Genomic DNA, 23,821 nt, shown 5'->3' with positions numbered 1-23,821 from the left:
GCTTATTCCTGCTGACAAAGCTCGCTAACCGAGCGAATACCGTTAGGGCTTTCGGTTTGGTTGGCTGACTGTTGCGTAATGCTGGCGCGGCACTGTTGGCCCGTGCCGTTGCCCCATTTCACGGTGATCTGCGCGGTCTCTCCAATGCCTGCCAGATAGACGGTGCCGGTTTCATCGACAATACCGCTCATCACCGGGTCGCTACTGGTCGCGATGGCGCCGAACGGAACGGGGAGGCCGTTTGGACGCTTCAAGGTCACCAGCATCCGATAGCCTGTGTGGGCGTCAAATCTGGCCAGCACCGCCGCGTTGCGCGAGGGAATGACGGTGATGGCGGTATCGCTGCTGTCCACATTTTCCGGCAGGCTCGCGGTATCAATACGAATATTGTTCTCCTGGTACGGAGTGAGCGATGGAATGACTGCGTTACCCTGCCAGTCGGTCTGAATACCCCGCTGGTTCAGGAAACGGACGCCGGACGCGTCGTTGGCGTTGACGATAGCAAACTGGCTGCCTAAAGGTTGAGCCAGCGTGACGCCCTGAGGATGGGCAACAATACCGCCGCTAATGCCGTAGTTAAGCTGCTGAGAGTCATCAGTGGAGGCGTAATAGCCTGCGGTCAGGTTGGCGTATTGCGAGCGGTAGCTGCCGTAGACGCTGCTGACATCTTCCCCGTCGTGGTTGGAATGGCTCTGCTGCAACGAGTAGCTCAGACGCTCGTCGTCCAGCAGCGTGCCGCTGAGGCCCACGTTTTGCCGCGTATAGCCATTTTTAGTATTGCTGATGTTATAGCTACTCCAGGCGCGTGGCAGCCATCTGGCGAGAGGAATGCTAAACCCTAAAGAGACCATTCTGTCAGACTCTTCGTCGTTGGTTTTGCTGTACGTATAGGCCACGTGATAACTCGTGCCGGCAATAACGGTATTTAATCCAACCGACAGGCTGCGCTCTTTTTTAGATGTGCCCCAGTAATCCTGCTGATAACCGTTAAGATACAGACTCAACCCAGCAACGGTTTGGCTCACGCTGGCCTGAATGCGGTTGCGTTTATTGTAACGAAACAGCAGATCGTCTTCGTGACCGTCACGCTTTTGGTTGGCGTCGGCAAAGCTGTAATACCCGCGGCTGGTGTATCGGTAGCTGCCGAGGCTGAAGTTGGTATTGGTCGAATCCAGTTTACCGGTATAAAGCAGACGCCATGACTGGCCGGTATGCTGGCTGTTATCGTCTAGCCGGGTGTCGGCCAGGGTAACGTCAGCCGACAGCGAGCCCAGCGGCCCGAGCGCCAGACCGGCTCCGGTATTGGCGGCGTTATAGTCTTTCGAGAGGGTCAGCCCTCCAAACCAAGTGAGAAGGTTATTTAAACCGTAAATCATGCTTCCCTGGAAAAAGTCGGGTTCCTTTTGGTCGCTCCCGCTTTCAGCACGATAACGGCCTGCGGTCATTTCATACTTCATACGCCCTGGCCGCAGCATAACCGCGATACTGGAGTAGGGCTGCGTAAAGCGATGCTCGGTGCCGTCAGCCTCTTTCACCGTAACGTCCAGATCGCCGCTGTTGGTCGTGGAGTAGAGATCGTTGATTTCGAACGCGCCCGGCGCGACATTTTGCTGATAGATGAGATAGCCGTTCTGGCGCACCGAGACTTCTGCATTTGAACTGGCGATGCCGCGTATGACAGGGGCATAGCCGCGTTGGCTATAGGGAAGCATCTCTTCATCCGACGCAAGGTTAACGCCCCGGTACTGTAAGCTATCAAATACCTCGCCACGCGTGCTGCTTTCTCCGGCCGTGAACTGCGCCTTGAGGGCGTCAACATCATGCTGCAGAAAGGTATTGATATTTTCCCACAGGTTTTCACTCTCTGAATTGCTCCACGTAGAATAGTTGCGCACTCGCCAGCCACCCAGGTTGGCGCCGGTGCGCAAATTCAGATACTGACTGGTGGCGCTGCTGTCGCCGCTGTCCTTATTTTTTGATCCTGAAAAAGCGTAGTCACTGAACAACACGGGAACACCGTCGTCCCAGCGCGAGGGATCGATGTAATCGTGACCAGTCCCACTTAACGCAGCCTGAGGAATACTCAACGCTAACGTCATGGTTGAAAAATCAAGCCGCGCGGAGGCCAGAGGGATATAGTTGCTGATATCTTTGGGCAAAGCCGTATTGGCGGGTAACGTAAGCAAGGCGGGATACCGGTCGATAGCAATCCCCCATGCCCGCAGCATATCCGGTGTGAGCTGCGGTATCAGTGACCCTTCCGGCGAGCTGACGTAAGCGATATTGGTGGTACTCAGGCGGCGTTTGTTCACCTGCACTCGTGAAGAATAGGTGCCGGGTAGCTGAGCATTCGACTTTGAAAAGAGTGAAAGGTCGATATCCTGCTGTGCCAGCATGTCTCCTTCCAGCGATGAGGGAGAGAAACGATACTCACGGGCCAGCGTCGAGAAGCTCGCCATGAGCAAGACACCGCCAAGGCAGCGAAGAAGCGGATTCAGTCTAAAGAGCCGCCCGTATGACAAATCAATACGTCCTGTCATCATCGCGGTCTTTTAATCCTGCGCCAGTGTGGAAGTGTATTTTTCTGAAGCATTGCCGTAATCGGTGATGCAGCGCCAGGTGACGCTCGTCCCTTGAGCATTGTCAGGGAGAGGAATGTCAACGCGGGATTTAGGGGCAGCCATATCGGCTTTCTCCACTTTGTGCGAGCCCAGCGCAAGCGAATCAAAGACGCTGTAGAACTCCCCCGCGTTGATGACAGTGAGCTGCTGACCATGACGAGCGAAGCGCAGGTTTTTGCAGGTTTCAGAGGGTGTTCCGCTCAGACCTACAGGGCGCCAGAACAGTTTCAGACGCGTTTTATAGATTAACCGCAGGACGTTTTTGCCACCCTCATCTGTAGCCGTGGCAGGAACGGTTCGCACGTTCATATAGAACAGCGACTCTTTATCCCCTGCTAAGGCTGTCCCGTTCCAGGTAATGCGCAGGCTTTGCTCTTTTTGCGGATCGAGTCGAAAGAGAGGGGGTGTCACGATAAACGGTCCGTGCGTTTTACCATCACCCGTATCCGTCCATGACTGTATTAACCATGGAAGCTCTTTATCATTATTTTGTAAGGGGAGGGCAACTTCCTTTTTCGCGGCATCGTAGATTATGCGTGTGCGACCGATCTGAATACCTGCTGCGTGACAAAAAGTGCTTGCAATGACAGGAATGCATAATAAGACCTGGAGTGATATGCGCATAGTGAAACCTTTAATAAAGGACGTTGAGGGGGATGATAATAGTCCGAATCCGGATTCGGACTATTATCAGAGCATGACTCCTTAAACGTCATGACGCCTAATATATATATTCTGAATGTCAGTGATGCGTTTATTAACGGTAAAGAATATTTACCGTCATATCAGCATCTGCCGGACCGGCGGTAACCGCAGTTGCAAATGATTTATAGCGGGCATTAAAATCAGCTTTAATTGTATCTTCGGGTTTTGATGCCAGTTCGATATAGACCTGCCCTTCGGCGCCATCCATCGTGATGAGCTTATCATCTTTACCCGCCAGGCTGACGGCAACACCGATACCGGTAGCCGCGGTATCGCCCGTGGTGGTAATTTTACTGACGTCCAGTAGCGTATTGGTCCCGGTGAGGGTTGTTGGGCCGTTAAAGGTCAGCTGTACAGCCGGAAGCCCATCGCTTTTCAACGGACAGTTCGCCAGCGTAACGGAGAAGGGCATAAGTGCGGTTTCCGTTCCAACATCAGTAAACAACGATATAGGATAGGTACCCAGTGGGATAGTACTGTCCGTGCCATCGTCGCCCTGAATCGTACAGCTCGATTCGATAATTTCACCCGTGAAATGAATAGTGCCGGCATTCATTTCTGCGGCGAAACCATTCATCGACAGTGTTGCAAGGGTTAAGCCTGCAATAATATTCTTTTTCAAATCCATCTTAAATGTTCCTTTAAGTGAAAAGAAATATCTGGCATATAATTTGCTTTCTCGTGAGAAGTAAATTATGTCGCGTGAAATTATAACATTTAAATTTCTTCTGGTAAGTGAGTTTCAGGACTAATGTTATATTGATTAATCCCTTTTTGGATTTTCCAGGGTAATGGATAAATAGAGTTTCAATTGCTCTGAATTATTGGATTTACATACTTATATCATTTCTGAAATATTGAGTGGTTAAAATCGACGACTATGTTAATTTTCTTTCGGGATATTTTTTGAATAAGCATTTTTAAAACTTCGCTTAATTCATTTTGTGATATGAAGCGCATCACACAAGTCGGAACAATGTTTGTTCGAACATTACGCGTCCTCTCTTCGCTCTCCCAACGTACGGAGTGCGGTCTTAAACTGAATAAAAAGACCCGGTTATAGGGGTTTATCAGCCCATTGATGAAAGGCGGTGCTGGCATGATACCCGTGACGTAATGGGCTGAGCATGCACTGTGGCAGAAGAGAACGACGACAAAACGGAAGCCCCCACACCCCACCGACTAGAAAAAGCGCGTGAGGAAGGGCAGATCCCCCGATCCCGAGAATTAACCTCCCTGCTGATCCTTATCGTAGGGGTGTGCATTATCTGGTGGGGCGGGGAGTCGCTCGCCCGAAAGCTGGCGGGAATGTTGTCCACCGGCTTACGTTTTGACCACAGCATGGTCAACGATCCGAATCTGATCCTCAGCCAGATTATTCAGCTTATTAAGGGGGCCATGGTCGCGCTGTTGCCCCTGATTACCGGGGTCGTACTTGTCGCGCTGGTCTCTCCGGTGATGCTCGGCGGTCTGGTTTTCAGTGCCAAATCGCTGCAACCGAAATTTTCCAAACTGAACCCGCTGCCGGGTATTGCGAAAATGTTCTCTGCGCAGACCGGGGCTGAGCTGCTCAAAGCCGTCCTCAAATCGGTGCTGATGGGCAGTTCCGCAGGCTTTTACCTCTGGTACCACTGGCCGGAAATGATGCGTCTTATCAGCGAATCGCCTCTCACCGCGATGAGCAACGCGCTGAATCTGGTCGGGCTCTGCGCGCTGCTTGTGGTGCTCAGCATTATCCCGATGGTGGGTTTTGACGTGATCTTCCAGCTTTATACCCACTTCAAAAAGCTGCGCATGTCGCGTCAGGATATCCGTGACGAATATAAGCAGATGGAAGGTGACCCGCACGTAAAAGGGCGTATCCGCCAGATGCAGCGTGCCGCCGCCCGTCGCCGCATGATGGACGATGTGCCGAAGGCCGACGTCATTGTTACCAACCCAACGCACTATTCCGTTGCGCTGCGCTATGACGAAAACAAAATGAGCGCGCCGAAAGTCGTTGCGAAAGGGGCGGGGCTGATCGCACTCCGTATCCGGGAAATTGGCACAGAGCACCGCGTGCCGATCCTGGAAGCCCCTCCGCTGGCGCGTGCCCTGTACCGCCATGCGGATATTGGACAACAGATCCCGGGACAACTCTACGCCGCCGTGGCGGAAGTGCTGGCCTGGGTGTGGCAATTGAAGCGCTGGCGTCTGGCTGGCGGTCAGCGGCCTGTAAAACCTGAAAACCTTCCGGTGCCTGCCGCGCTGGATTTTATGAACGAGAAGGACTCTGATGGCTAATCTGGTGGCAATGTTGCGCCTGCCCGGCAACCTGAAATCGACCCAATGGCAAATCCTTGCCGGGCCGATTCTGATCCTGCTAATTCTATCGATGATGGTACTGCCGCTCCCGGCGTTCATCCTCGATCTGCTTTTCACTTTCAATATTGCGCTGTCCATTATGGTGCTGCTGGTGGCGATGTTCACCCAGCGTACCCTGGAGTTTGCCGCGTTCCCGACCATTCTGCTGTTTACCACCTTGCTCCGACTGGCGCTGAACGTCGCGTCCACGCGTATCATCCTGATGGAAGGTCACACCGGTGCGGCAGCGGCAGGTAAAGTGGTTGAAGCGTTCGGTCACTTCCTGGTGGGCGGCAATTTCGCTATCGGTATCGTGGTGTTCGTTATCCTCGTTATTATCAACTTTATGGTTATCACCAAAGGTGCAGGGCGTATTGCGGAAGTGGGCGCGCGTTTTGTGCTGGACGGGATGCCGGGCAAGCAGATGGCGATCGACGCCGACCTGAACGCCGGGCTAATCGCCGAAGATGAAGCCAAAAAGCGCCGTGCGGAAGTGACGCAGGAGGCGGACTTCTACGGTTCCATGGACGGTGCGAGTAAGTTTGTGCGCGGTGACGCCATCGCGGGCATCCTGATCATGGTGATTAACGTGGTCGGCGGCCTGCTGGTGGGCGTGTTGCAGCACGGGATGGACATGGGCCACGCGGCGGAAAGCTATACGCTGCTGACCATCGGTGACGGTCTGGTCGCGCAGATCCCGGCGCTGGTGATCTCCACTGCGGCGGGTGTCATCGTGACCCGCGTGAGCACCGATCAGGACGTTGGCGAGCAGATGGTTGGCCAGCTGTTCAGTAACCCGCGCGTGATGCTGCTGGCCGCGGCGGTTCTCGGGTTGCTCGGTCTGGTGCCGGGGATGCCAAACCTCGTCTTCCTGCTGTTTACGGCGGGTCTACTGGGGCTTGCCTGGTGGATGCGCGGTCGTGAAACCAAACCGGCAGCGGAGCCTGTTCAGGTAAAAATGCCGGAGAATACCCAGGCCGTCGAAGCGACCTGGAACGACGTTCAGCTGGAAGATTCCCTGGGAATGGAAGTGGGCTATCGCCTGATTCCGATGGTCGATTTCCAGCAGGACGGTGAGCTGCTCGGCCGTATCCGCAGTATCCGTAAAAAATTCGCCCAGGACATGGGCTTCCTGCCGCCGGTGGTTCACATCCGCGACAATATGGACCTGCCGCCCGCGCGCTATCGCATCCTGATGAAGGGCGTTGAAATCGGCAGCGGCGATGCCTATCCGGGCCGCTGGCTGGCGATTAACCCCGGCACCGCCGCAGGCACGCTGCCGGGCGAGCAAACTATCGACCCGGCCTTTGGTCTGGCCGCGATCTGGATTGAAAGCGCGCTGAAAGAGCAGGCGCAGATCCAGGGTTATACGGTTGTGGAAGCCAGTACCGTGGTGGCAACCCATCTTAATCACCTGATTGGGCAATTCTCGGCCGAGCTGTTTGGCCGTCAGGAAGCGCAGCAGCTGCTGGACCGCGTCACGCAGGAGATGCCGAAGCTGACGGAAGATCTGGTCCCCGGCGTGCTGACCTTAACCACGCTGCATAAGGTGTTGCAAAACCTGCTCGACGAGAAGGTGCCGATCCGCGATATGCGCACCATTCTGGAAACCCTTGCCGAGCACGCGCCGATACAAAGCGATCCGCACGAGCTGACGGCGGTGGTGCGCGTGGCGCTGGGACGGGCAATCACCCAGCAGTGGTTCCCGGGTACCGGGGAAGTGCAGGTTATCGGCCTCGATACGCCGCTTGAGCGTCTGCTGCTGCAGGCCCTGCAGGGCGGGGGCGGCCTGGAGCCGGGGCTGGCGGACCGTCTGCTGGCGCAAACGCAGGAGGCGCTGGCGCGCCAGGAGATGCTGGGCGCACCGCCGGTGCTGCTGGTTAATCATGCGCTGCGTCCGCTGCTGTCGCGTTTCCTGCGTCGTAGCCTGAATCAGCTGGTCGTGCTGTCGAATATGGAGCTGTCGGATAATCGTCATATCCGCATGACCGCGACGATTGGAGGAAAATAATGCGTAAATGGCTCTGGATTTTGCTCTTCCCGCTGGCGGCGTACGCTGCCGGGGAGGGCACCTGGCAGGCAAGCAGCATGGGGGTGACCCTCAGCAACCAGGGTGTTGCCATGTCATCTAACCCGCTGGCGCCTGCTGAAGAGGTTTCCGGTCTGATGGGTCTTGTGGTCTGGAATTACCGGCTGATTGGCCCAACGCCCGCAGGGCTGCGGGTGCGCCTTTGTTCTCAGACGCGCTGCACGGAAATCGACGGCGAAAATGGCACGACGCAGGCATTCAACGGCGTACCGGCTATTGAACCTTTGCGTTTCATCTGGGAAGTGCCGGGCGGGGGACGCTTAATCCCGGCGCTGAAAGTGCAGAGTAATTCTGTCATCGTGAACTACCGCTGAAGCTTGAATGAGCAGGAAGGCAAAAAAGAAAACCCGGCGATTGCCGGGTTTTTGTATTACATGCGTTCTACGGTTTCGATACCCAGGGTATCCAGACCCAGCTTCAGGGTCTTCGCCGTGAGCTGCGCCAGCTTCAGGCGGCTGTTGCGGACCGATTCGTTTTCCGCAGACAGAATAGGGCAGTGTTCGTAGAAGCCGGAGAACAGACCCGCCAGATCGTACAGGTAAGCACACATCACGTGCGGCGTACCGTCACGTGCGACAACCGTCAGCGTCTCTTCAAACTGCAGCAGGCGCGCCGCCAGCTGTGCTTCACGATCTTCCGTGATGGTCACTGCCGCATTCGCCAGTACGCTTTCATCAATGTTCGCCTTACGGAACACCGAGAGCACGCGGGTGTAGGCGTACTGCATGTAAGGCGCCGTGTTGCCTTCAAACGCCAGCATGTTATCCCAGTCGAATATATAGTCGGTGGTACGGTTCTTGGAGAGATCCGCGTATTTCACCGCACCGATACCCACGGCGTTGGCCAGTTTTTCCAGCTCATCGGCCGGCATATCCGGGTTCTTCTCGGCTACCAGACGGCGGGCGCGCTCCAGCGCTTCGTCCAGCAGGTCGGACAGCTTCACGGTACCGCCCGCACGGGTTTTAAACGGCTTGCCGTCTTTACCCAGCATCATGCCGAACATGTGGTGTTCCAGCGGAACGCAATCTGGCACGTAACCGGCTTTACGCACGATTGTCCACGCCTGCATCAGGTGCTGGTGCTGACGGGAGTCGATATAGTACAGCACGCGGTCAGCATGCAGCGTCTCGTAACGGTATTTCGCACAGGCGATGTCAGTGGTGGTGTAGAGGTAGCCGCCATCCTTTTTCTGGATGATCACGCCCATCGGTTCGCCTTCCTTGTTTTTATACTCGTCAAGGAACACCACCGTTGCGCCTTCGCTCTCTACCGCCAGGTTTTTCGCTTTCAGGTCAGCCACAATGCCGGGCAGCATTGGGTTGTAGAGACTTTCGCCCATCACGTCGTCACGGGTCAGGGTGACGTTCAGGCGGTTATAGGTCAGCTGGTTCTGAGACATGGTGATGTCGACCAGCTTGCGCCACATCTCGAGGAAGTATTGGTCGCCGCCCTGCAGTTTTACCACATAGCTGCGCGCGCGCTCGGCAAAGGCTTCGTCTTCGTCGTAGTGCTTTTTGGCTTCACGGTAGAACCCTTCCAGATCCGCCAGCGCCATTTCACCGGCGTTTTCCTGCTGCTGTTTTTCCAGGTAAGCAATCAGCATGCCGAACTGTGTACCCCAGTCGCCAACGTGGTTCGCGCGGATCACCTTGTGGCCGAGGAACTCGAGCGTGCGCACCGCGGCATCACCGATGATGGTGGAGCGCAGGTGGCCAACGTGCATCTCTTTCGCCACGTTCGGGGCAGAGTAGTCGATCACGACGGTCTGCGCCTCCGGCTGGGAAACGCCCAGACGGTCAGATTTCAGCGCCGCGTCAACGTGGCTTGCCAGGAATGCAGGCTCAAGGAATATGTTGATAAAGCCCGGACCAGCGATTTCGGTTTTGCTGGCAATGCCGGAAAGATCCAGATGCGTCAGTACCTGCTCAGCGAGCTGTCGCGGCGGCATGCCCAGTTTTTTAGCCACTGCCATCACGCCATTAGCCTGATAGTCGCCAAACTGTACTTTTGCTGACTGACGAACCTGCGGTTCGCAATCCGCAGGCGCGCCTGCGGCAATCAGTGCCTGACTGACTTTTTCGGAGAGAAGAGCCTGAATATTCACCTGGATACCTTACGTTTTTGATGCGGGCTTACAACCGCCCGCGCCAGTTAAAGAATTTAGGGCGGGAGTATACTGCAAATGCCCTCTGGCGTCAGCATTGCGGGGCCCGAAGATTGCTCAGAATCCAGGCGTTGAAGGTGTGCATAATCATGCAGTCGCAAAAAGCCGGATTCTGCGGTTGGTCAAAACAGGGCAACAGAGTAAATTAGCGGCTTTGCGACATGAAAAGAGAGTGACTTATGGCGAACTGGCAATCCATTGACGAACTGCATGATATTTCCGCAGATTTACCGCGCTTCACCCAGGCGTTCACAGAACTTGCCACCCGTCTCGGTCTGGAAATCGCGCCGCTTGAGGCCGATCACATCTCTTTGCGCTGTCATCAGAATGCCACGGCCGAGCGCTGGCGTCGCGGGTTCGAACGGTGCGGCGAGTTGCTCTCCGAGAACATCATCAATGGTCGCCCGATTTGCCTGTTTAAGTTGCATGAGCCGGTGAACGTGGCGCACTGGCATTTCAGCGTGGTTGAACTGCCGTGGCCGGGCGAGAAACGCTATCCGCACGAAGGCTGGGAGCATATCGAAATTGTCCTGCCGGGTGAGCCGGAAACGTTGAACGCGCGCGCGCTGGCCCTGCTTTCCGACGAGGGTTTAAGCAAGCCGGGAATTTTTGTGAAGACGAGTTCACCCAAAGGCGAGCGCGAGCGGTTACCAAACCCGACGCTGGCCGTCACTGACGGGCAGGTCACGGTGAAGTTTCATCCGTGGACCATTGAGCAGATCGTTGCCAGCGAAGCGTAAGAGATGTGAGTTCACGCCGGGACTGAAAACGGACGGCGTGTCATGATGTTTCGTTTAGTGGAATTTCAGGAGGATTAAATGGCGCTGCTGGAGATTTGCTGTTACAGCGTGGAGTGTGCCGTGACCGCGCAAAAGCACGGAGCTGACCGCATTGAACTGTGTGCGGCACCCAAAGAGGGCGGGCTGACGCCGTCTTACGGCGTGTTGAAGTCTGCCCGTCAGGCCGTCACCATTCCCGTTCACCCGATTATTCGTCCGCGCGGCGGTGATTTTTGTTACACGGCGGGCGAGTTCAGTGCCATGCTTGATGATATCGCGCTCGTTCGGGACCTTGGGTTTCCAGGGTTGGTGACCGGCCTGCTGGATGAAGACGGCAATATCGATATACCGCGCATGCGTCAGATTATGAGCGCCGCGCAGGGGCTGGCCGTCACTTTTCATCGTGCATTTGATATGTGTAAAGATCCGCTTCAGGCCTTTGAAACGCTTGGAGAACTTGGCGTGGCACGCATCCTGACATCGGGTCAGCAGGCGTCAGCTGAAAAAGGACTGCAATTAATTACGGAACTAAAAGTACATTCCGGTGTTCCAATAATAATGGCGGGTGCGGGAGTCCGCGCCAGCAATCTGGAACGGTTTTTAAACGCAGGGGTAGAAGAGCTGCACAGCTCCGCGGGTAAATGGATACCTTCGCCCATGCGTTATCGCAATACAGGATTGTCAATGTCGACGGATGCTGAAGCGGATGAGTATTCACGCTATGGCGTAGAGGGAGAGTCGGTTGCGGAAATGAAGTCGCTGATTGAGCGCCATCACGTGTAGCAACGTACCGATTTTTACCGCGCATCATGTCGCCCAATATGATGCTTGCTTGTACCAGGCCCCTGCAATTTCAACAGGGGCCTTTTTTTCTCCTTCATATTTCATGCCGCAGCTGCGTTGGCCGCCTCGCTGCAACTTGAACTATTTCGGAGAAAACGTGCTACGAGTAGGCCGGGTAAGGCGTAGCCGCCACCCGGCAAAAAGGCTACGGCTTAGTCGCAATCAGCACCGCACGCATCGGGGCTGGATAGCCTTCGATAGTTTTGCTGTGGTCGGCCGGGTCGAGGAATTGCTCCAGCGATTCGGTGATCATCCAGTCGGTGCGGCGCTGTTCCTCGAGCGAGGTCACGCTGACGTCGGCAATCCGCACATCCACAAACCCGCACTTCTCCAGCCAGTTCTTCAGCGCCAGCGCGGAAGGGATGAAGTAAACGTTGCGCATCTGCGCGTAGCGATCGCCCGGCACCAGAACGGCATGTTCATCGCCTTCAATCACCAGCGTTTCCAGCACCAGCTCGCCGCCGCTGACCAGCTGATCCTTCAGTTGCCACAGGTGTTCAAGCGGGGAACGACGATGGTACAGCACGCCCATGGAGAAGACAGTATCAAAGGCTTTCAGGGCAGGGAGTTGTTCAATGCCAAGCGGCAGCAGGTGCGCGCGCTGGTCGTTACCCAGCAGCTTGCGCACCGCTTCAAACTGGCACAGGAACAGCTGCATCGGGTCAATTCCTACCGCCAGCTGCGCGCCCGCGCCAATCATGCGCCACATGTGGTAACCGCTGCCGCAGCCCACGTCCAGAATGGTACGTCCCGTCAGGTCGGAAAGGTGAGGCAGAACGCGATCCCATTTCCAGTCCGAGCGCCATTCGGTATTGATGTTCACGCCGTAAAGTGAAAACGGCCCTTTGCGCCACGGCATCAGGTTACGCATCAGCGTTTCGATGCGGTTGATCTGTCCGGCCGGAAGCGGCTCTTCGCTCTCGGCGGTTACGCTGTGCAGAAGATCCAGACGATGCGGGGTCAGTTCGGGCAGAAACTCCACCGCATTTGACCACTGCTTTAACAGGCCGTGCTGCTGATCGCGCTGCCAGGCCGCAATCTGCGCGGGCAAGGTTTCCAGCCAGTGGGAAAGCTGGTTTTTGGCAATCAGCTGATAGAAGTTGCTGAATTCGATCATGCGGGTTCCCCCGCTTTCAGCGCCACCAGAGAGCCAAAGTTAAAGCACTGGAACCACAGTTCGCTGTGCTCAAACCCGGCTTTGCTCAGACGCGCTTTGTGGGTTTCTACGGAATCCGTCAGCATCACGTTTTCGAGCATGCTGCGCTTCTGGCTGATCTCCAGCTCGCTGTAGCCGTTCGCCCGTTTGAAATCGTGGTGCATATTGAACAGCAGTTCGCCAACCTCGGCATCTTCGAAGCTGAATTTCTCCGAGAGCACCAGCGCGCCGCCGGGATTCAGTCCCTGATAAATTTTGTCCAGCAGCAGCTGGCGGTCTTCAGGCACCAGGAACTGCAGGGTGAAATTCAGCACCACCATCGAGGCGTTATTGATCTCAATCTCGCGGATATCGCCTTCCACCACGTCTACCGGAACAGGGGCTTTATACGCGTCAATGTGGCGACGGCAGCGCTCAACCATCGCCGGGGAGTTATCGACGGCAATGATTCGGCAGCCTTCCTGGTGAACGTTACGACGAACCGACAGCGTTGCCGCGCCGAGCGAGCAGCCCAGGTCATAGACGTGCGTGCCGGGTTGAACGAAGCGCTCAGCCAGCATGCCGATCATAGAGATAATATTGGAATAACCGGGAACAGAGCGCTGGATCATATCCGGGAAGACTTCGGCTACCCGTTCATCGAAGGTCCAGTCGCCCAGGCTGGCGATAGGCGCGGAAAAAAGCGTGTCGCGATCTGACATAACGTAAAAATCCGGGAAAAATAAAGTGGCGTATTGTGCGCTAATGGAGGGAGAAAACCAACTCCCACGGCATATACCACAGGTTAGCCAGCACCATCAGCAAAAGCGAACACCAGGTCGCACTCATGCCGGAACGACGCCAGCGGATTAAGCGGTGGTGAAAACCGTAATAGTGCATCAGGCGGCCAGCAATTAGAAGCAGGCCACAGATGTGCACCATCCAGGTTTCTGCGCCATTCATCTCCATAAACAGCAGCAGGATTAAGGCTGCGGGGATGTATTCGACCGCGTTGCCATGAATGCGGATAGCGCTTTGTAGCTCGGAAAATCCGCCGTCACCGTAAGAGACGCGGTACAGCGTTCTGAGGCGCACAACATCAAATGAAAACTTAATCAGCAGTAATGCACCTAACACCGCATACAGCGCGCTGACCATACAAACTCCCTGTTTTTGGCAGATGGCACTTCACTATGATAGGGGGTGATATCAGAAAAGAGAAGATTGTTGTGGGATGGAAGGGGCGCTGCCCACGGACGGCACCGCAGCCTGCAAGGCCTGCCAAAGAGCATCGACCAGTTCGGGGGCCTGGGCGATATCCGGCGTATGCAAAAAGAGATACGGCGTGGTGGTGTGTTCCCACTTCGCTAACGTTTGCAGCCAGACGGCGAACATCGCCTGATTTTGCTGCATGTTATCGCTGCCGATAAACCTGACCATTGGGTTATGCGCGGTCACGATGGCGTGGACCGGCACTTTCGGTTTTTTACGCTGAGCTTCAACGATGGCTTCGCTATGGGGCACAGCGCTGTGCACCGGGCGGCTATCGAGGATCACCCGGTTAACGGAACGCTCAAGCAGGCCGCGATTGAGCGCTTTTTCTGCTTCGCCCTTCGCAAAAAATTCAGGATGCCTGACTTCGACGCCGTAGGTGAATTCGCGGGGCAGGGTATCCAGGAACTGCCAGAGCGCAGGCAAATCGCGCGGGCCAAACGTGGAGGGTAGCTGGATCCAGTACTGACCGATGCGGTTCGCCAGCGGCGACATGCGCGTAAAAAACTCTTCGGTCAAATCACCGCAGTTGCGCAGCGCGGCCTGGTGGGAAATGGTGGCCGGAAACTTAAAGCAGAAGCGGAAGTCGTCGGTGGTTTGTTCCCGCCAGCGCGTAACAATCTCGGCTTTGGGGAGCGCATACAGGGTGGTGTTACCCTCGACACAGTTGAAGTGCCGGGCATACTCCTCAAGGCTGGTGATGCCAAGGCGCACCCATTTCGGGTGCGACCACTGGGGCAGGCCCACGTACATCATAGCGCGCTGACAATCTCATCCGTGCTGCGCACGCGGCCGATGCGCGGGAAGATATGGGTCATGCTGCCCTGGTGCTGTTCCGCGGAGGCCGCGCTGCAGGCATCTTCGGCAATCACCAGATTAAAGCCCAGCTCCCAAGCGTTGCGGGCGGTAGACTCCACGCCGATGTTGGTGGAAATGCCGCACAGGATGATGGTGTCGATGCCGCGACGGCGGAGCTGCAGTTCGAGATCGGTACCGTAAAATGCGCCCCACTGGCGTTTGGTCACTTCAATATCGCTGTCGCGTTTGCCGAGTGCGGCCGGGTACGTCCACCAGTTTTCAGGCAGGGCGCGTGCTGGAACCTGGGCATCAACGGGCTGTTTTAACGCTTCGGCGTAATCAGCGGACCAGCCGACGCGCACCATGACAACAGGCGCACCGCTGGCACGACATGTTTCCGCCAGGCGAGCAGCGCGGTTGACCACATCATCCGCAGTATGCGGGCCACCGGCGAAGGGCAGAATGCCTTCCTGTAAATCAATCACAATAAGTGCGGTTTTACTGGCATCAAGTGTTAACATCGTTACTCCCGTTAAATGAATCACTTCCAAACACCATACGACGTCATGGCCTGTTCCTGGTCGGATAATTTTGTTAATTTTTGTGAGAATGCGCAATAAGAGTGCAGCAAACGACCGCCTGGCCGTGGTTCGCTCTTATCGTCCGGCGGAATTTCCAGTATAATAGCCGCCTTTTTTCATCCAGTTGTGACATACAGAAAGCTGCGACATAGTAGCCTGCATACCAGGCGACATTTAGCCTGCGGCTAATTAAGGGATATCTCATGCGTACAGAATATTGCGGGCAGCTGCGTCAGTCCCACGTTGGACAGCAGGTAACCCTGTGTGGTTGGGTCAATCGTCGTCGTGATCTTGGTAGCCTTATCTTCATCGATATGCGCGACCGCGAAGGTATCGTTCAGGTGTTCTTCGATCCGGATCGCGCAGATGCGTTGAAGCTGGCCTCTGAGCTGCGTAATGAGTTCTGCATTCAGGTTACCGGCACAGTGCGCGCGCGTGACGAGAAAAACGTCAACGCCGACATGGCGACGGGGGCCATCGAAGTGCTGGCGTCCGATCTGGTGATCATCAACCGTGCAGAAGCGCTGCCGCTGGACTCCAACCACGTCAACACTGAAGAAGCGCGTCTGAAATACCGCTACCTGGATCTGCGTCGTCCGGAAATGGCTCAGCGCCTGAAAACCCGTGCGAAAATCACCAGCCTGGTGCGCCGCTTTATGGATGACCATGGTTTCCTCGACATCGAAACCCCGATGCTGACCAAAGCCACGCCGGAAGGCGCGCGCGATTACCTGGTCCCATCCCGCGTACATAAAGGCAAATTCTACGCGCTGCCGCAGTCTCCACAGCTGTTCAAACAGCTGCTGATGATGTCCGGCTTCGATCGCTACTATCAGATCGTTAAATGTTTCCGCGACGAAGACCTGCGCGCTGACCGCCAGCCAGAATTTACCCAGATCGATGTGGAAACCTCCTTCATGACCGCCGGGCAGGTGCGTGAAGTGATGGAAGCTCTGGTGCGTAGCCTGTGGAACGACGTGAAAGGCGTTGAGCTGGGCGATTTCCCTATCATGACCTTCGCTGAAGCCGAGCGTCGTTACGGCTCCGACAAACCAGACCTGCGTAACCCGATGGAGCTGGTGGACGTAGCAGACCTGGTGAAAGGCGTTGAGTTTGCCGTCTTCGCTGGCCCGGCTAACGATCCTAAAGGCCGTGTGGCTGCCCTGCGTGTACCGGGTGGTGCTGCCCTGAGCCGCAAGCAGATCGACGACTACGGCAACTTCATCAAGATCTACGGCGCGAAAGGTCTGGCCTATATTAAAGTGACCGAGCGCGCGAAAGGTCTGGAAGGCATCACCAGCCCGGTAGCGAAATTCCTGAACGCGGACATCGTGGAAGCGATCCTTGAGCGCACCGGCGCGCAGGACGGCGATATGATCTTCTTCGGCGCAGACAACAAGAAAGTCGTGGCGGATGCGATGGGCGCGCTGCGTCTGAAGCTCGGCAAAGACCTGAGCCTGACCGATGAAAACAAATGGGCGCCGCTGTGGGTTATCGACTTCCCAATGTTTGAAGACGACGGTGAAGGCGGCCTGACCGCAATGCACCACCCGTTCACCTCGCCTAAAGACATGACGGCGGCAGAGCTGAAAGCGGCACCGGAAGATGCGGTCGCGAACGCTTATGACATGGTTATCAACGGCTACGAAGTGGGCGGTGGTTCCGTACGTATTCACAGCGGCGAAATGCAGCAGACCGTGTTCGGCATTCTGGGCATCAACGAGCAGGAGCAGCGCGAGAAGTTTGGCTTCCTGCTGGACGCCCTGAAATACGGTACGCCGCCGCACGCGGGTCTGGCCTTCGGTCTTGACCGACTGACCATGCTGCTGACCGGCACCGATAACATTCGTGATGTTATTGCCTTCCCGAAAACCACTGCCGCAGCGTGTCTGATGACCGAAGCGCCAAGCTTTGCCAACCCGGCCTCTCTGGCCGAGCTGGGCATTGAAGTGGTGAAGAAGGAAGAGAAAAACTGATATGGCATATAAGCTTCCCGTTTCGGTCCTGGTGGTCATTTATGCAGAAGACACGAAGCGGGTGCTGATGTTGCAGCGGCGCGATGACCCTGATTTCTGGCAGTCGGTAACCGGCAGTCTGGAAGAGGGGGAAACCGCGTTGCAGGCCGCCGCGCGCGAAGTAAAGGAAGAGGTCACCATTGACGTTGCCCGCGAGCAACTGACCCTGAAGGACTGCCAGCGCACGGTGGAGTTTGAAATTTTTAGCCATTTACGTCATCGCTACGCACCGGGTACCGAGCGCAATACGGAGTCGTGGTTCTGTCTCGCGCTCCCCCATGAACGGGAGATCGTGTTTACCGAACACCTGACCTACCGCTGGGTGAGTGCGGCGGATGCCGCCGCACTCACCAAGTCGTGGAGCAACCGGCAGGCGATTGAAGAATTTGTAATTAACGCAGCCTGAGAAGGCGCGATTTTTGGAGAACTTTTTATGGCAGGTCATAGTAAGTGGGCCAACACCAAACACCGCAAAGCGGCACAGGATGCCAAGCGCGGTAAGATCTTTACCAAAATCATTCGCGAGCTGGTGACAGCAGCGCGTCTGGGCGGCGGCGACCCGGCTTCTAACCCGCGTCTGCGCGCGGCGGTAGATAAAGCGCTGTCTAACAACATGACGCGTGACACCCTGAACCGTGCTATCGCACGTGGCGTGGGCGGTGATGAAGACGCGAACATGGAAACCATCATTTATGAAGGTTACGGCCCTGGCGGTACTGCGGTGATGGTTGAATGTCTGTCCGACAACCGTAACCGTACCGTTGCGGAAGTGCGCCACGCGTTCACCAAAACCGGTGGCAACCTGGGCACCGACGGTTCCGTGGCTTACCTGTTCAGCAAAAAAGGCGTCATCTCCTTCGAGAAAGGCGACGAAGATGCGATCATGGAAGCGGCGCTGGAAGCCGGTGCGGAAGACGTAGTGACCTTCGATGACGGCGCTATCGACGTTTATACCGCGTGGGAAGAGATGGGTGCCGTGCGCGACGCGCTGGAAGCGGCTGGCCTGAAAGCGGACAACGCTGAAGTGTCCATGATCCCGTCTACCAAAGCGGACATGGATGCGGAAACGGCACCAAAACTGCTGCGTCTGATCGACATGCTCGAAGACTGCGACGACGTGCAGGAAGTGTACCACAACGGTGAAATCTCTGATGAGGTTGCAGCGACTCTCTGATGAGAGCCTGTAAACCGTTTACGGGAGACGCGTGATGTCGATTATTCTCGGGATTGACCCAGGCTCACGCGTCACCGGTTATGGCGTTATCCGTCAGGTGGGACGCCAGTTAACCTACCTGGGCAGCGGCTGTATTCGCACCAAAGTGGACGATCTTCCTTCGCGCCTGAAGCTCATTTATGCGGGCGTGTCGGAAATCATCACCCAGTTTCAGCCGGACTATTTCGCCATCGAGCAGGTCTTTATGGCGAAAAACGCCGATTCGGCGCTAAAGCTCGGTCAGGCGCGCGGTGTCGCCATCGTCGCTGCCGTGAACCAGGATTTGCCGGTATTCGAATACGCTGCGCGTCAGGTCAAGCAGACGGTAGTGGGCATTGGTAGCGCGGAGAAAAGTCAGGTACAGCATATGGTGCGTACCCTGCTGAAGCTTCCCGCGAACCCGCAGGCCGACGCCGCCGATGCGCTGGCTATTGCGATTACCCACTGTCACGTCAGCCAGAATGCGATGCAAATGAGCGAGTCGCGGCTCAATCTGGCGCGAGGCAGATTACGATAATCAGAAATCAGGCTGGATAAACATCCAGCCTTTTTTTATTATGTCGGCAGTTAATTTCTCCCAGAACGCAGGAGCGTCACGTGATAGGCAGACTCAGAGGCATCATCATTGAAAAACAACCCCCGTTAGTGCTGCTGGAAGTGGGTGGCGTGGGCTATGAAGTCCATATGCCGATGACCTGCTTCTACGAGCTGCCGGACGCGGGCAAAGAGGCGATTGTCTTTACCCAGTTTGTGGTGCGTGAAGATGCCCAGCTGCTGTACGGCTTCAATAACAAGCAGGAACGCACCCTGTTCCGCGAGCTGATTAAAACCAACGGCGTTGGGCCGAAGCTGGCGCTGGCGATTTTGTCCGGCATGTCGGCACCACAGTTTGTGAATGCCGTTGAGCGCGAAGATCCTGCGGCGCTGATTAAGCTTCCGGGCATCGGTAAGAAAACCGCCGAGCGCCTGATTGTCGAAATGAAAGACCGCTTTAAAGGTCTGCATGGCGATCTGTTCACTCCGGCAGCCGATTTGGTACTGACCTCACCTGGCGGCCCTGCGACGGATGATGACGCCGAGCAGGAAGCGGTTGCCGCGCTGGTGGCGCTGGGCTATAAACCTCAGGAGGCCAGCCGTATGGTGAGCAAAATTGCCAAACCGGACGCCAGCAGTGAAACCCTGATTCGTGAAGCGCTGCGCGCTGCATTGTGAGGTAAAGGATGATTGAAGCAGACCGCCTGGTGTCGGCAGGCACTATTCAGGCAGATGACGTGGTGGACCGCGCGATCCGCCCAAAACTGCTTGATGAGTATATCGGCCAGCCGCAGGTTCGTTCCCAGATGGAGATTTTCATCCAGGCGGCAAAGCTGCGCGGCGATGCGCTCGATCACCTGCTGATTTTTGGCCCTCCCGGTTTAGGCAAAACCACGCTGGCGAATATCGTCGCCAATGAGATGGGCGTCAACCTGCGCACCACCTCTGGCCCCGTGCTAGAAAAGGCTGGCGATCTCGCGGCGATGCTGACCAACCTCGAACCGCATGACGTGCTGTTTATCGATGAGATCCACCGCCTGTCGCCGGTGGTGGAGGAAGTGCTCTATCCGGCGATGGAAGATTACCAGCTGGATATCATGATCGGTGAAGGCCCGGCCGCGCGCTCCATCAAAATCGATCTGCCGCCGTTTACCCTGATTGGCGCCACCACCCGCGCCGGGTCGTTGACCTCTCCGCTGCGCGACCGTTTCGGCATCGTGCAGCGTCTTGAGTTTTACCAGGTGGCGGATCTCCAGCACATCGTTGGCCGTAGCGCCCGCTATATGGGGCTCGAAATGAGCGAAGAGGGCGCGTTTGAAGTAGCGAAGCGTTCCCGCGGTACGCCGCGTATCGCCAACCGTCTGCTGCGCCGCGTGCGTGACTTTGCCGAGGTGAAGCACGATGGCTCGATTTCCGCGGAGATCGCCGCTCAGGCGCTCGATATGCTGAACGTCGATGCCGAAGGCTTTGACTATATGGACCGTAAACTGCTGCTGGCGGTGCTGGATAAGTTCTTTGGCGGCCCGGTCGGGCTGGATAACCTGGCTGCGGCTATTGGGGAAGAGCGTGAGACGATTGAAGATGTGCTGGAGCCGTATCTGATCCAGCAGGGCTTCCTGCAGCGTACCCCGCGTGGACGTATGGCAACGGTGCGGGCGTGGAATCATTTCGGCATTACGCCACCGGCAATGCCGTAATGTTGTGTTCCCTCTCCCCGAGGGAGAGGGCCGGTGAGGGCTTCTGCGCCCGCCATGTTAATTCGCGGTCTTTTTCATCATACTGAAGATAAACAGCACCGCCGCACTCAGCACCACTGACGGCCCCGCAGGCGTGTCATAGAACGCCGAGAAGGTTAACCCACCCGTTACCGCAATCATTCCGATAATCACGGCTATGCCGGCCATCTGCTCCGGCGTACGGGCAAAGCGACGCGCCGTGGCGGCAGGGATGATCAGCAGCGACGTAATAATCAGCGCGCCGACAAACTTCATTGCGACACCAATCGTTAATGCCGTCACCAGCATCAGCAGCAGTTTTACGCGCTGCAGCTTCACGCCGTCGACAAATGCCAGATCAGGACTGACGGTCATGGCCAGTAAATTCCGCCACTGCCAGAGCAGAATAGCGAGCACCACCACCACGCCAACGGCGATAGCGATGAGATCTTCCGGCGTCACGGCCAGCAGGTCGCCGAAGAGGTAGGCCATCAGATCCACGCGGATGTTCGACATCAGGCTGACCACCACCAGGCCCAGAGACAGGGCACTGTGCGCCATAATGCCAAGCAGCGTATCAATGGCGAGGTGAGGGCGCTTTTCCAGCCAGACCAGACCGGCGGCCAGCAGCAACGTGACCACAATCACCGCGTAGAAGGGGTTGACATCCAGCAGCAGACCAAAGGCAACGCCCAGCAGAGACGCGTGCGCCAGGGTATCGCCAAAATAGGACATTCTGCGCCAGACAACAAACGAGCCGAGTGGACCCGCGGCGCAGGCAAGCATAATCCCGGCCAGCCAGCCGGGCAGTAACAGTTCAATCATGAGTGTCCATTTCCCCGACGCAGTACGATTCGTCCCTGTAGATCATGGCGATGATTATGATGATGACGGTAAATACCCAGCTGTTCAGCGCCGCGGGGGCCGAACATGGAGATAAACTCCGGATGCATTGACACCACTTCAGGCGTACCGGAACAGCAGATATGGTGGTTGAGACACAGCACTTCGTCGGTTTTTGCCATCACCAGATGCAGGTCGTGAGACACCATCAGCACGGCGCAATCAAGCTCCCGACGTAGCTGGTCGATCAAATCATAAAGCGCAACCTGACCATTCACATCCACACCCTGAGTTGGTTCATCCAGTACCAGCAGCTGCGGGCTGCTCAGCAGCGCGCGGGCAAGTAAAACACGCTGAGTTTCACCGCCGGACAGTTTTTGCAGCGGCGCATCGACAAGATGGCTCGCCTGCACGCGTTTCAGCGCCGGGAGAATATCGGCTTTACGGGTGCCGGGGCGCAGACGCAGGAATCGGCTGACCGTCAGCGGCAGCGTGGCGTCGAGGTGAAGTTTTTGCGGCACATAGCCAATACGCAATTTTTCCTCGCGCTTAATCACGCCTTCATCGGGGGCGACCAGACCCAGCACCACGCGCACCAGGGTGGATTTGCCTGCGCCATTGGGGCCGAGCAGCGTCAGAATTTTGCCGGGCTTCAGATCGAGCGACACGTCAGAGAGGACGCGGCGCTGCCCGAATGAGACCGAAATATTTTCAAGAGAAACCAATGTCGTCATGTCATTTTAAGCTTGAAGAAGTCAACGAATGTTATAATATCACATTCCACGCATTCACTACGATGATTAGTCGCATTATGTTACATAAAAATACGCTTCTTTTCGCAGCATTATCCGCTGCCCTTTGGGGTACAACCGCACAAGATGTTAACGCTGCGGTTGTCGCTTCGCTTAAACCACTCGGTTTCATCGCGTCCGCCATTGCCGACGGGGTAACGGAAACCCAGGTTCTGCTCCCTGATGGTGCATCCGAGCATGACTATTCCCTGCGCCCGTCGGATGTAAAACGCTTACAAAACGCGGACTTAGTTGTCTGGATTGGTCCTGAAATGGAAGCGTTTATGCAAAAGTCAGCAAAACAGGTTGCTGGCGAAAAACAGGTCGCGATTGCCGAACTCTCCGGGGTGAAACCGTTGCTCATGAAAGGGGCGGATGACGACGTCGACGAACATGATCATCATGCCGCAGACGGCGAAAAAGGTGATGGAGATCACCATCACGGCGAGTACAACATGCATCTTTGGTTATCCCCAGAGATAGCGCGGCTTTCAGCGGTTGCAATCCATGACAAATTAGTGGAACTTATGCCGCAAAGTCGAGCCAAACTAGACGCCAACCTGAAGGATTTTGAGGCACAATTAGCCGCAACCGATAAGCAGGTTGGTAATGAGCTCGCACCGTTGAAAGGTAAAGGGTATTTCGTTTTTCATGACGCCTACGGCTATTACGAAAAACACTACGGTTTGACCCCACTGGGCCACTTCACCGTCAACCCTGAAATTCAGCCTGGTGCGCAGCGTTTACATGAAATCAGAACACAGTTGGTTGAGCAAAAAGCGACATGCGTTTTTGCTGAGCCACAGTTCAGGCCAGCGGTCGTAGAAGCCGTGGCCAGGGGAACATCCGTGCGCATGGGAACCCTTGACCCGCTAGGTACGAATATCCAGTTGAGCAAAGCGAGCTATTCGCAGTTCCTCAGCCAACTGGCGAACCAGTATGCGAGCTGCCTGAAAGGAGATTAACGAGGAAGTGAATACGTGCAACAGATAGCCCGCTCTGTCGCCCTGGCATTTAACAATCTGCCACGACCCCACCGCGTTATGCTGGGGTCGCTTACAGTTCTCACCTTAGCGGTCGCCGTCTGGCGGCCCTATGTTTACCACCCGAGTTCTGCCCCTATCATTAAAACCATTGAGCTTGAAAAGAGCGAAATCCGTTCTTTGCTGCCTGAAGCCAGTGAGCCTATCGACCAGGCGGCTCAGGAAGATGAAGCTATCCCGCAGGATGAGCTGGACGATAAAACCGAGAATGAGGCGGGTATCCACGAATATGTTGTCTCTACCGGGGATACGCTGAGTAGCGTGCTTAACCAGTACGGCATCGACATGGGCAATATCAGCCAGCTGGCGGCTGCGGATAAAGATCTTCGCAACCTGA

At 56.0% G+C, this 23,821-nt stretch carries 24 protein-coding genes; 13 read left to right on the top strand and 11 right to left on the bottom strand.

From position 1 onward, the window contains the following. Positions 1-2: 2 nt before the first annotated feature. From DEO48_RS11015 to DEO48_RS11005, 3 genes are all read right to left on the bottom strand, one after another. Positions 3-2,459 (bottom strand): fimbria/pilus outer membrane usher protein, encoded by a 2,457-nt coding sequence (locus DEO48_RS11015; protein WP_258306093.1) that lies wholly within the window; start codon positions 2,457-2,459, stop codon positions 3-5. A gap of 93 nt (positions 2,460-2,552) precedes the next feature. Beyond that, on the bottom strand, positions 2,553-3,245 hold the full coding sequence (locus DEO48_RS11010; RefSeq protein ID WP_109845177.1) for a molecular chaperone: 693 nt from the start codon (positions 3,243-3,245) through the stop codon (positions 2,553-2,555). 133 nt (positions 3,246-3,378) lie between these two features. Then, positions 3,379-3,954: a fimbrial protein gene (locus DEO48_RS11005; protein WP_109845176.1), complete on the bottom strand. Its 576-nt coding sequence runs from the start codon at positions 3,952-3,954 to the stop codon at positions 3,379-3,381. Positions 3,955-4,460: 506 nt separating this feature from the next. Between DEO48_RS11005 and flhB the strand changes: the two genes are divergently transcribed. The 3 genes from flhB to DEO48_RS10990 are packed head-to-tail and all read left to right on the top strand — an operon-like array spanning position 4,461 to position 8,072. Beyond that, the gene (flhB, locus tag DEO48_RS11000) at positions 4,461-5,609 is read left to right on the top strand and encodes a flagellar biosynthesis protein FlhB (RefSeq protein WP_029741778.1); all 1,149 of its coding nucleotides are present in this window, start codon (positions 4,461-4,463) and stop codon (positions 5,607-5,609) included. Next, a complete protein-coding gene (gene flhA, locus DEO48_RS10995) occupies positions 5,602-7,680 on the top strand; it encodes a flagellar biosynthesis protein FlhA (protein WP_109845175.1) in 2,079 nt (692 codons plus the stop codon). Before flhB ends, flhA begins: the two co-directional genes overlap by 8 nt. Further along, the gene (locus tag DEO48_RS10990; protein ID WP_109845174.1) at positions 7,680-8,072 is read left to right on the top strand and encodes a flagellar protein FlhE; all 393 of its coding nucleotides are present in this window, start codon (positions 7,680-7,682) and stop codon (positions 8,070-8,072) included. The genes flhA and DEO48_RS10990 overlap by 1 nt, the downstream gene beginning before the upstream one ends. Before the next feature lie 56 nt (positions 8,073-8,128). On the opposite strand, the gene argS is transcribed toward DEO48_RS10990, so the two are convergent. Beyond that, positions 8,129-9,862 carry an arginine--tRNA ligase gene (gene argS / locus DEO48_RS10985; RefSeq protein WP_047647442.1) on the bottom strand — a complete coding sequence of 578 codons (1,734 nt, stop codon included), beginning with the start codon at positions 9,860-9,862 and terminating at the stop codon, positions 8,129-8,131. Positions 9,863-10,101: 239 nt separating this feature from the next. Between argS and DEO48_RS10975 the strand changes: the two genes are divergently transcribed. Next, the gene (locus DEO48_RS10975; RefSeq protein WP_109845172.1) at positions 10,102-10,662 is read left to right on the top strand and encodes a VOC family protein; all 561 of its coding nucleotides are present in this window, start codon (positions 10,102-10,104) and stop codon (positions 10,660-10,662) included. Between the two features lie 78 nt (positions 10,663-10,740). Then, entirely contained in the window at positions 10,741-11,484 is a 744-nt protein-coding gene (gene cutC / locus DEO48_RS10970) for a copper homeostasis protein CutC (protein WP_109845171.1), read from the top strand. 205 nt (positions 11,485-11,689) lie between these two features. On the opposite strand, the gene cmoB is transcribed toward cutC, so the two are convergent. Genes cmoB through DEO48_RS10945 form a run of 5 tightly spaced genes read right to left on the bottom strand, consistent with a single transcriptional unit; the run spans position 11,690 to position 15,270 of the window. Continuing rightward, positions 11,690-12,661 (bottom strand): tRNA 5-methoxyuridine(34)/uridine 5-oxyacetic acid(34) synthase CmoB, encoded by a 972-nt coding sequence (gene cmoB, locus DEO48_RS10965; protein WP_109845170.1) that lies wholly within the window; start codon positions 12,659-12,661, stop codon positions 11,690-11,692. After that, entirely contained in the window at positions 12,658-13,401 is a 744-nt protein-coding gene (gene cmoA, locus DEO48_RS10960) for a carboxy-S-adenosyl-L-methionine synthase CmoA (protein WP_109845169.1), read from the bottom strand. Before cmoA ends, cmoB begins: the two co-directional genes overlap by 4 nt. Before the next feature lie 40 nt (positions 13,402-13,441). Next, positions 13,442-13,837: an MAPEG family protein gene (locus DEO48_RS10955; protein WP_021240443.1), complete on the bottom strand. Its 396-nt coding sequence runs from the start codon at positions 13,835-13,837 to the stop codon at positions 13,442-13,444. Between the two features lie 51 nt (positions 13,838-13,888). Then, positions 13,889-14,707, bottom strand: a complete 819-nt coding sequence (locus tag DEO48_RS10950; protein WP_109845168.1) for a DUF72 domain-containing protein — start codon at positions 14,705-14,707, stop codon at positions 13,889-13,891. Further along, complete coding sequence (locus tag DEO48_RS10945) at positions 14,704-15,270, bottom strand: hydrolase (RefSeq protein WP_109845167.1); 567 nt, start codon at positions 15,268-15,270, stop codon at positions 14,704-14,706. Before DEO48_RS10945 ends, DEO48_RS10950 begins: the two co-directional genes overlap by 4 nt. Positions 15,271-15,533: 263 nt before the next feature. On the opposite strand from DEO48_RS10945, the gene aspS reads away from it, so the two are divergent. The 6 genes from aspS to ruvB all read left to right on the top strand — a co-directional run bounded on the left by aspS (position 15,534) and on the right by ruvB (position 20,789). After that, the gene (gene aspS, locus DEO48_RS10935) at positions 15,534-17,306 is read left to right on the top strand and encodes an aspartate--tRNA ligase (protein ID WP_109845166.1); all 1,773 of its coding nucleotides are present in this window, start codon (positions 15,534-15,536) and stop codon (positions 17,304-17,306) included. A gap of 1 nt (position 17,307) precedes the next feature. Further along, a complete protein-coding gene (gene nudB / locus DEO48_RS10930) occupies positions 17,308-17,751 on the top strand; it encodes a dihydroneopterin triphosphate diphosphatase (RefSeq protein WP_023312237.1) in 444 nt (147 codons plus the stop codon). A 27-nt stretch (positions 17,752-17,778) separates the two neighbouring features. After that, positions 17,779-18,519 carry a YebC/PmpR family DNA-binding transcriptional regulator gene (locus DEO48_RS10925; protein WP_008500447.1) on the top strand — a complete coding sequence of 247 codons (741 nt, stop codon included), beginning with the start codon at positions 17,779-17,781 and terminating at the stop codon, positions 18,517-18,519. Positions 18,520-18,553: 34 nt separating this feature from the next. Next, entirely contained in the window at positions 18,554-19,075 is a 522-nt protein-coding gene (ruvC, locus tag DEO48_RS10920; RefSeq protein ID WP_003859749.1) for a crossover junction endodeoxyribonuclease RuvC, read from the top strand. An 80-nt stretch (positions 19,076-19,155) separates the two neighbouring features. Further along, positions 19,156-19,770, top strand: coding sequence for a Holliday junction branch migration protein RuvA (gene ruvA / locus DEO48_RS10915; RefSeq protein ID WP_023312236.1), 615 nt, complete (start codon positions 19,156-19,158; stop codon positions 19,768-19,770). Positions 19,771-19,778: 8 nt separating this feature from the next. Further along, complete coding sequence (ruvB, locus tag DEO48_RS10910; protein ID WP_023312235.1) at positions 19,779-20,789, top strand: Holliday junction branch migration DNA helicase RuvB; 1,011 nt, start codon at positions 19,779-19,781, stop codon at positions 20,787-20,789. A gap of 57 nt (positions 20,790-20,846) precedes the next feature. Here the strand turns inward: ruvB and znuB are convergent, their stop codons facing one another. Both znuB and znuC read right to left on the bottom strand, forming a co-directional pair. Then, positions 20,847-21,632 carry a zinc ABC transporter permease subunit ZnuB gene (znuB, locus tag DEO48_RS10905; RefSeq protein WP_047061093.1) on the bottom strand — a complete coding sequence of 262 codons (786 nt, stop codon included), beginning with the start codon at positions 21,630-21,632 and terminating at the stop codon, positions 20,847-20,849. Beyond that, the gene (gene znuC / locus DEO48_RS10900) at positions 21,629-22,384 is read right to left on the bottom strand and encodes a zinc ABC transporter ATP-binding protein ZnuC (RefSeq protein ID WP_109845165.1); all 756 of its coding nucleotides are present in this window, start codon (positions 22,382-22,384) and stop codon (positions 21,629-21,631) included. Before znuC ends, znuB begins: the two co-directional genes overlap by 4 nt. Positions 22,385-22,461: 77 nt before the next feature. Here znuC and znuA point away from each other — a divergent pair, with 77 nt between their 5' ends. Together znuA and DEO48_RS10890 are read left to right on the top strand one after the other, a co-directional pair. Beyond that, positions 22,462-23,406, top strand: coding sequence for a zinc ABC transporter substrate-binding protein ZnuA (gene znuA, locus DEO48_RS10895; RefSeq protein ID WP_146198265.1), 945 nt, complete (start codon positions 22,462-22,464; stop codon positions 23,404-23,406). A 15-nt stretch (positions 23,407-23,421) separates the two neighbouring features. Next, positions 23,422-23,821, top strand: a 400-nt coding sequence (locus tag DEO48_RS10890) for an OapA N-terminal domain-containing protein (protein WP_181366996.1), incomplete at its 3' end; no start/stop codon positions are given.

The organism is Enterobacter sp. CGMCC 5087 (assembly GCF_003144775.1).
GTDB lineage: Bacteria > Pseudomonadota > Gammaproteobacteria > Enterobacterales > Enterobacteriaceae > Enterobacter > Enterobacter cloacae_M.
Note: the sequence above shows the minus strand (reverse complement) of the source record. Positions and strands in the feature narration are given on the sequence as shown.